General features: G+C 60.9%; 1 protein-coding gene and 1 pseudogene. Both read left to right on the forward strand.

The window, feature by feature from the left end; translation table 11 throughout:
• Positions 1-275 precede the first annotated feature (275 nt).
• Entirely contained in the window at positions 276-1,757 is a 1,482-nt protein-coding gene (locus tag ABDV69_RS21180) for an IS1380 family transposase (RefSeq protein ID WP_343577774.1), read from the forward strand.
• Between the two features lie 232 nt (positions 1,758-1,989).
• Positions 1,990-2,184, forward strand: a pseudogene (locus ABDV69_RS21185) (catalase); the annotation flags it as partial.

The following is a 2,184-nucleotide window of genomic DNA, read 5'->3' on the forward strand; positions in this document are numbered from 1 at the left end:
GACGTGTAGTTCGGTGCGGGTTGATAGCGGTGTTCGCGACCGATCGGATTGTACGTCGCGCGCTGTGCCCCGGTCGACGGAGCGACTCGATGTTTTCGCCCCGAAGGGACTGGAAAAGCACCGAACCATCCTCCCGGTGTGAGATAATTGGGTGCAAGAAGCAACGATCTCAGACAGGAAAGGATGGTTCGGTGAACGCCAGGGTATCACGAGCTCGACACAGGTTGGTCAAGCAGGAGTCCGAAGCGGTGTCGGAGCGGTTGGATGGTGAGGACGTGTCGATCAAAGCTCGTTTGGCGGGCGCGGTGAGATGCAACCCGCACGGCCCGGTGCTCGGTCGGGGCAACATCGTATACGAGTTGGCGGATCGGGTTCGCGGTGTCGCTCATGGCGGGATCGGGTTGATCAGCCGGCTGGTCGACAGTGTCGACTTGGCTGCCGAGATCGACCGTAGCGTCAAACTGTTGAAGATCCACCGTCCCTACCACGAGTCTGATCACGTGTTGAACATCGCGTACAACATTTTGTGTGGTGGTGTGCGCCTCGAGGACATCGAATCCCGACGGGGCGACCAGGTGTTCTTGGACGCGTTGGGTGTCGAGTCGCTGCCGGATCCGACCACCGCCGGAGACTTCTGTCGCCGCTTCGAGCGTGACGACGTGATCGCGCTGCTCGAAGCGATCAACTCGGCACGCCTCGGGGTGTGGTCACGTCTGGGACCGCAGTTCACTTCCGGCACGGCACGTATCGAAGCCGACGCGACGATCGTTCCGACCACTGGGGAGTGCAAGCAGGGCATGGACATCTCCTACAAGGGGATCTGGGGGTACTCGGCGCTGGTGGTGTCGTTGGCGAACACCAACGAGGTGTTGTACCTGGATCTGCACGGAGCGAACCGTCCCTCACACGAGGGAGCCCCCGACCTGTTCGACCGTTCGATCAGCTTGTGCCGCAAAGCCGGCTTCACTGACATCTTGTTGCGTGGCGACACCGACTACGCACTGACCGGTAATTTCGATCGTTGGGACACTGACGGTGTGCGTTTCGTGTTCGGCTACGACGCGAAGCCGAACTTGGTCACCCTAGCCTCGACCCAAGACAACAAAATGTTTCATGAACTGCAGCGTCGAGCCGAACGAGCGATCAAAACTCAAGCCCGGACCAAACCGGTGAACGTCAAAGACGGCATCGTGGTCGCCCGGGAGTACAAGAAGATCCGTACCACAGCCGAAGACGTTGTCGAGTTCTCCTACCAGCCCGGCAAATGTGCGAAAGCCTACCGGGTGGTCGCGTTGAGAAAAAACCTGTCGATCGAGCGCGGCGAGAACGTCTTGTTCGACAAGTACCGCTACTTCTTTTACATCACCAACGACACCGAGCTCACCGCTGATGAAGTCATCCTCGAAGCCCGACAGCGTTGCAACCAAGAAAACCTGATCGGACAACTGAAAGGTGACCTGCGTGCCTTGCACGCCCCGGTCAACAACCTGGTCGCCAACTTCGCGTACATGACCATGGCAACACTCGCATGGAACCTGAAAGCCTGGTGCGCTCTGCTCCTGCCTGTAGACCCCGACGATCAGCGAACCCACAGCACTCAACGACACCAACTGCTCACCATGGAGTTCCGAACCTTCCGGGCCGCTCTCATCGACATCCCCTGCCAGATCGTCACCGGCGCCAGACAGTTGCGCTGGAGGATCATCGCCTACAACCCGTGGCTGAAAGCCTTCTTCCGGCTACTCGACGCACTCTGAGGCCAGCCAACCCCGAACCCACCCCCCAAAGCGCCCGAGGATCGCCGAGCGCTCCGATCAGCGCGCCCCGAACCACCCCCGCACACTCACCAACCCGCCCCCAGTCCCCTGCCGCACACCCCCTCGAACACCCCCCACATCGACCACCACTCACAGTCCCCACAACCGCCCTACAAGCTCACGCAACGTGTCCATGCCCGCCAAGCCGCGACCGGAACGCTTGTTTTAGGACGAGTACCTCACCCAGGACGAGGGCAACCTGCTCGGGGGCACCTCCCCCGACCACCACCGCCAGGACCTGTTCGGCTCGATCGTCAACGGCGACTTTCCGAGCTGGACCCTCTATGTGCAGGTGATGGACCCAGCGGACGCGGACGGCTACCGGTTCAACCCGTTCGACCTGACCAAGGTCTGGCCGCACGGTGAC

Source organism: Mycobacterium sp. (assembly GCF_039583785.1).
Taxonomy (GTDB): domain Bacteria; phylum Actinomycetota; class Actinomycetes; order Mycobacteriales; family Mycobacteriaceae; genus Mycobacterium.